Annotated in this window: 6 protein-coding genes; 3 read left to right on the forward strand and 3 right to left on the reverse strand. The window is 28.0% G+C overall.

All coding sequences use genetic code 11. The features are described from left to right. Positions 1 to 20 precede the first annotated feature (20 nt). The 3 genes from J4418_03590 to J4418_03600 are packed head-to-tail and all read right to left on the reverse strand — an operon-like array spanning position 21 to position 2,382. Entirely contained in the window at positions 21 to 1,160 is a 1,140-nt protein-coding gene (locus J4418_03590; protein ID MBS3113140.1) for an IscS subfamily cysteine desulfurase, read from the reverse strand. A gap of 15 nt (positions 1,161 to 1,175) precedes the next feature. Beyond that, complete coding sequence (locus tag J4418_03595; protein MBS3113141.1) at positions 1,176 to 1,535, reverse strand: transcriptional regulator; 360 nt, start codon at positions 1,533 to 1,535, stop codon at positions 1,176 to 1,178. A gap of 52 nt (positions 1,536 to 1,587) precedes the next feature. Then, entirely contained in the window at positions 1,588 to 2,382 is a 795-nt protein-coding gene (locus J4418_03600) for a TrmB family transcriptional regulator (GenBank protein MBS3113142.1), read from the reverse strand. Positions 2,383 to 3,278: 896 nt separating this feature from the next. On the opposite strand from J4418_03600, the gene J4418_03605 reads away from it, so the two are divergent. The 3 genes from J4418_03605 to J4418_03615 all read left to right on the forward strand — a co-directional run. Continuing rightward, on the forward strand, positions 3,279 to 4,496 hold the full coding sequence (locus J4418_03605) for an orc1/cdc6 family replication initiation protein (protein ID MBS3113143.1): 1,218 nt from the start codon (positions 3,279 to 3,281) through the stop codon (positions 4,494 to 4,496). A 32-nt stretch (positions 4,497 to 4,528) separates the two neighbouring features. Beyond that, positions 4,529 to 6,088, forward strand: a complete 1,560-nt coding sequence (locus tag J4418_03610) for a metallophosphoesterase (GenBank protein ID MBS3113144.1) — start codon at positions 4,529 to 4,531, stop codon at positions 6,086 to 6,088. Between the two features lie 4 nt (positions 6,089 to 6,092). Continuing rightward, a partial coding sequence (locus J4418_03615) for a DNA polymerase II large subunit (GenBank protein MBS3113145.1) occupies positions 6,093 to 6,469 on the forward strand: 377 nt, incomplete at its 3' end.

A 6,469-nucleotide genomic window follows, 5' to 3' on the forward strand; every position in this document is an offset into this window, starting at 1 on the left:
TTTGTAATTTGTAAATTAATTTATTCCGCCTGAACAGGACTCATTTTTCTTAATTTTTCAATAACTTCTTTAACTGAATATATCACATAATCTACTTCTTCTTCAGTTGTATTTTTACTTAATGTAAATCTTATGGCGCCATGCGCAATTTCATGTTTTAAACCTATTGCAAGTAAAACATGGCTTGGTTCTAAAGAATGTGAAGAACATGCAGAACCTGTTGAAACCGCAATGCCTTTTTGATCTAAACTAAATAATATCCCTTCTCCCTCTACAAATTTAAATGAAATGTTAACATTATTTGCTAACCTTTTTTGAGGGTGTCCATTAAGTTTAGTATGGGGTATTTTTAATAGTTCAGCTGTTAATTTATTGCTTAATCTTCTAATGTTAGTTATTTGATTGTCAAGTTTAGCTGCTTCTGCAAACCCTAATATTCCGGGAATATTTTCAGTGCCTGCCCTTATTCTTCTTTCTTGGACTCCTCCTTGTATTTGTGAAACTAAAGGAGTTCCTAATCTTACATAAAGTGCGCCAACCCCTTTTGGACCGTGAATTTTATGCGCGCTTAGACTAATCATATCAACATTTATTTTTAAAACATTAATGGGTTCTTTTGTAAATGTTTGTACCGCGTCTGTATGAAATAAAATGTTGTGTTTATCTGCGATTTTTCCTATCTCTGCAATCGGCTGTATTGTGCCAATTTCATTGTTAGCATGCATTATTGTAATTAATATAGTCTCTTTTTTGATAGATTCTTCAAGTTTTCTTAAATCTACTAATCCGTATTCATCAACTTCAAGATATGTAACAGTAAATCCTTTTTTTTCTAATTCCTTACACGTATTAAGAACCGCCGGATGTTCAATTTTTGAAGTAATTATATGCCCTTTTCCTTTTGCATCTGCAACTCCTTTAATTGCTAAATTGTCTGATTCTGTCCCTCCAGAAGTAAATATAATTTCTTCAGGCTTAGCATTTAATTTTTCAGCAATTGTTTTTCTTGCATTTTGTAAAGATTTATAGGCATCTTGCCCAAATCGATGTAAGGATGAAGCATTGCCATAGTTTTCTAAAAAGTAATTTTTTATAGTTTTTGCTACATTTAAATCTACTTGTGTAGATGCTCCATTATCCATGTAAACTATTTTTTTCATTTTAATAACCTTTATTCATTTGAAACAAACTTCACAGCACTCTTCCCTTAAATGATTACATTTATGAATATTACACAAAATTTTGGTTTGTTTTGCTATTTTACATATTCGCTGTATTTGTTCAACAAGCAACTCTGGTTTTTTTGATATAATTTTTGCGCTATTTGTTATTTCTTTTAAAGTAACGTTATTAAATTCTAATTCACTTGCTCTTTTTAACTTCAAATATTGTGTTATTGCCGCCCTTGAAGTACCTAATATCCTTGAAATTTCGCTTTGTTTTAACTCTAGTTTTAATAAGGATTTAGCCAGCTCTCTCCTAATTGCAGGCAGTAAATACCATACTTCTAATTCTTGGGGCATAATTATGGCCATTTTTAAATCTCATCATGATAGTTGTGTTTTGTTAACTATAGTTAACACTTATTTATAAATCTTTTGATTTTTCCCAAGAATTTTTAAACATTTCAGAAACAGATTTAACAAGAAAACTGGAATCTACCCATATTCCCGTATCATAAGCAGGATGAATTTCATTATCAGATTGAAGCATCATTAAAATTTGTTTATTATCAACCATAGTAAACCTATGTAAATAAGAAGATTTTTTTATATTTGCAACTTCTTTATATTTTTCAATTTTTGAATTTTCAAGTTCTCCAAAAACAAAAATATTTGTATTAATATTTCTTATTTTTGCTTCTTTTAAAGAATTAAATATATTTTTGTATGTATTAAAAAGTTCTTCAGCTGAACAACTAATAACAATTTCAGATTTTGCATTATTAACCATATTGTTTATATGATGGTATAATGAAAGTCTAGACTTGATATATCCGGAAATATCAGTAAAATCTAATGTTTCGATACCTTGAGAATGAAGTAAGCTTAATTCTTCAATGAATTCGCCAGTTTTAATATCATCAAGAGATTTTATTTCCTTTTCAGCCATATCTTTTACATTTCTTTTAACTCTTTCAATAACTTCATTTGGTGAAACAGCTAAATATTTGAAAGGTTTCCCTAATTTTGTTATAATAAATCCTTTTTTTTCAAGAGATTCTAGAACATCATATGCTCTTGATCTCGGTACAGTTGCAATATCACTTAATTCTCCGGCGGTTGAAACTCCTTTTGATAATAAAGCACACCATATTTTAGATTCATAGGAGTTAAGACCAAACTCTTTTATTTTGTTTAAAAAATCTATTTTTACTATCATATTCTTTTAATTTTTATTTGCTTTTTAAGGATTTCTATATATTTGTCCCATCAAGGTAACAAAAAGAAATATTCTAATGTAATGATTTAATTATAGAGGAGAGACACCTTAATTTCATATAGAAAAAATTTTTTAAATGAATAACCCCTCCGCAAGCGAAAGGGAATTCTCTAGTTAAACTCCTAACCTTAATAAATTATGAGATATTTTTGAAATTCGTGTATTTAATTAATTATTGTAATCTACAGATACTATAAAATTTTTGATTTTATATACAAAAATAGTCAGATTATTTTTGTATTAAACTATTGAAATAATAAAAATAACCTACATTTTTAATAAAAATAAAAAATTATATCTAATATATATTTATAATTTTATTATTATTTGACTATTATTTATTTGATTTTAAAAAAAAAGTAATAAATATGTTTTATTATTTATTTATATTTTTAATTATTTATTGATTAAAAATTAAATGATTTTTTATTATTGTAGAGTTATAATAGTTTTTAGTTAATTAAATTCGTATTTTATTATTAAACCTTAATTTGTTATATTTTTAAATATATATAATAGAGTATGTTATTGTTAAATGTTTATTATTATTATTATTTTCTATATGGAAAATAATAATATATAAATAAAATTAAACTATAAAATCTAAAATAAATTAAAAATAAATGAATTAATTATAAAATAACTATAATAAAAAATAATAATTAGATATAAAATAATACAAAAATAAAAGTAAATATAGTTTCCAAACGAAATGAAGGGGTATAGGGCAGACAATTGTTAAAAACGAAAACAACAATATTTATATACCTTGAGTTCTTATGGAAAATATGGAAAAGATTAAAAAAATGTTTAATAAACAAAGGAGGAAAATATAATTGACAGAAAAACCATTAGATGATTTTTTTGAAAAATTTTTAAATAAAGAAAGTGTATTTAGCAATAAAAGAATTTTAGAATCAAAATATACTCCTGAAACAGTACCTCATAGAGATGAACAGATTAAACAAATTGCCAATATACTTGCTCCATGTTTAAAATTAGATAAGCCTTCTAATCTTTTTATTTATGGCAAAACAGGAACCGGAAAAACACTCTCTGTGAAATGCACAACCAACAAAATTAAAGAAATGGCCGATTTAAGAGGAATACCTGTTTGTATTATTTATATAAATTGTAAATTAAAAAGAATCGCCGATACAGAGTATAGATTAATTGCAGAGTTTGCAAAAAATTTAGGTAAAGAAATACCTGCAACAGGTTTACCTACTCAAGAAGTTTATAATTTATTTTATAAAGAATTAGACTCAAAAGAACAATTAGTTATTTTAGTTTTAGATGAAATTGATCAAATTAAAAAAGCCGGAAACCTCATTTTATATAATTTAACAAGAATTAATCAAGGGCTACAAAAATCTCAAGTAAGTATAATAGGGATTTCAAACGATTTAACGTTTGCTGACAATCTTGATGCAAGAGTGAAAAGCTCCTTATCTGAAGAAGAGTTAATATTTCCTTCATATAATGCAATACAATTACAAGAAATTTTAAGAGATCGCGCGGATCAGGCATTTAGAAAAGAATCTATTGAAGTCGGAGTAATAGAAAAATGCGCAGCATATGCCGCACGAGAGCATGGTGATGCAAGAAGAGCTTTAGAACTTTTAAGGGTGGCAGGAGACATTGCTGATAGAGGGGGAGGCAACAGAGTAAAGATAGAGCATATTGATGAAGCGGAATTTAAAATTGAAAAAGATAGAGTATTAGATATAGTTTCATCCCAACCTAAACAATTTCAAGCCACTCTTTTTTCAATAATTTCAATATATTCACAAAGAAAAGGAATGATATTTACAGGAGAGGTTTATGAATTATATAAAGGGATTTGTTCAAAAATAGGGATTATCCCTTTAACACAAAGAAGATTATCGGACATTATTGCAGAATTAGATATGCTGGGAATTATTACTGCTAAAGTTATTTCAAAAGGGAGATATGGAAGGACCAGAGAAATAGATTTGGCAATTCCGCATGGAACAATTGGAAAAATAAATAATATTTTATTAAAAGCATTAGAGCTTAAAGAAGGAGACTAATTATCTCTTTTTTATTTTTTTGGGGGTATAACATGGATGAAAAAAAGATAGTTTCACATTTCTTAAATAGAGGAATTTTGATGAGTCCGGATGTTTTGATTAATAAGGAATCTTTTGAAAAATTTATGATAGAGAATAAATTAGAGGAAACAGATTTTGAAGCATTGTCTCTTTTTTTTAAAAATAGTTTTTATAAAATCGACACAAAAACAGAAGAAAAAAACAATCGTTTTATTATGCCTTTTTCTGAAAAAGAGACTAATAAATTAGAAAATAGGGCAATTAAAATAAACTCAGGGCAAACTGAAAAAATCTCCCCTACTCCTCATTTAAATAATTCCTTGGTGAAAATCGTATTTTCATATGAAGAAGAAAGTAAAAAAAGAACCTGTGAAGATTTTATTTCTTATTTTAAAATCAGATTTAAATCAATAAGAAACATTCTTCAAAATAGGCAAGAGTTACAAAATGTTATTTCTATTCAAAGATTAAACATGAAAAAAGAAAAAGAAACCGTTTCTATAATTGGAATGGTTTTGGAGATACAAAAAACAAAAAAGGGCAATTTAATGGTAATATTAGAAGACTTAACAGATAAAATTACCTGTGTTGTATCTAAAGAGAACACTGAATTATTTGAACAGAGTAAAGAAATAGTTTTGGATGAAGTAATTGGACTAAGCGGGTATTTTAATGGCAGCATTATTTATGTAAATACATTTGTTTGGCCGGATGTTCCTTTTAGCAAAGAGCTTAAAAAAGCGCCAAATGAAGCATATGCTGTATTTATATCAGATACGGAATTTGGAAATAAATTTTTTCAAGAAGCAAGCTGGAATAATTTTATTAAATGGATCAGGGGAGAAATAGGCACTGATGAACAAAAACAGATAGTTCATAAAATAAAATATCTTTTTATTGCAGGCGACCTTGTAGATGGAGTAGGGATTTATCCGGGACAAGAAGCAGATTTAACTATTTCTGATATCTATAAACAGTATGAAGTATTTGCAGAGTATTTAAAACAAATTCCAAAAGAAATAACCATTATTACATCTCCTGGAAACCATGATGCGATGAGAATTGCGGAACCTCAGCCACCTTTATACCGTGATTTTGCTGCAAAAGTATGGGAACTGCCAAATGTGATAAATGTTAGCAACCCCGCAATAATAAATATTCACGCATCAGAATCTTTTCCCGGATTTGATGTTTTGATATATCATGGATATTCTTTTACTTATTATGGTGACAACGTTGAATCATTAAGGACTGCAGGCGGAATTAATAGGACAGATTTAATCCTTAAGTTTCTTATGAAAAAAAGACACTTAGCGCCAACACATCAATCTTCTTTATATTTGCCAACTTCAGAAAAAGATTTTTTATTTATAGAAACCGTGCCGGATTTTTTCGTAACAGGGCACGTTCATCAGGTTGCGGCATTAAATTATAGAAATGTTACATTGCTTAATTGTTCATGTTGGCTGAGTCAAACCCCATATCAAGAGAAAATGGGTGTTAATCCTGAAATTTCAAAAGCAATTATTGTTAATTTACAAACCAGAGAAATAAAAATTATGAGGTTTTAAACCTATGATTGAACAAAAACTGTCAAAAACAATGGAAGAATATTTTAAAACGTTTGATGTTGAGATTAAAAAATGTTATGATGTTGCAAATGATGCGCGAATTAAGGGACTGGATCCGGAAAATAAAATAGATATACCGCTTGCGTTAGATATGGCAGAACGTGTTGAAGGACTTATAAGCGCAGTAATGCCTCAAATTTTGAAGTCCGGGGTGGCGGAAAGAATAAGAGAACTTGAAAGAGAATATGGTATTTTAGATTGGAGAGTAGGTTTAATTGTAGCAATTGAAGTAGCCAAACAAAAATTTTGTAAATTTGAAAATGTAAAAGAAGCAATGGAAACAGGGATAAGGGTAGGGCTGTCTTATATTACATTAGGCAT

Source organism: Candidatus Woesearchaeota archaeon (assembly GCA_018303425.1).
GTDB lineage: Archaea > Nanobdellota > Nanobdellia > Woesearchaeales > JAGVYF01 > JAGVYF01.

Coding starts and splice junctions, on each gene's coding strand:
- J4418_03590 (MBS3113140.1), bottom strand. CDS start 1,160: ATGAAAAAAATAGTTTACATGGATAATGGAGCATCTACACAAGTAGAT.
- J4418_03595 (MBS3113141.1), bottom strand. CDS start 1,535: ATGGCCATAATTATGCCCCAAGAATTAGAAGTATGGTATTTACTGCCT.
- J4418_03600 (MBS3113142.1), bottom strand. CDS start 2,382: ATGATAGTAAAAATAGATTTTTTAAACAAAATAAAAGAGTTTGGTCTT.
- J4418_03610 (MBS3113144.1), top strand. CDS start 4,529: ATGGATGAAAAAAAGATAGTTTCACATTTCTTAAATAGAGGAATTTTG.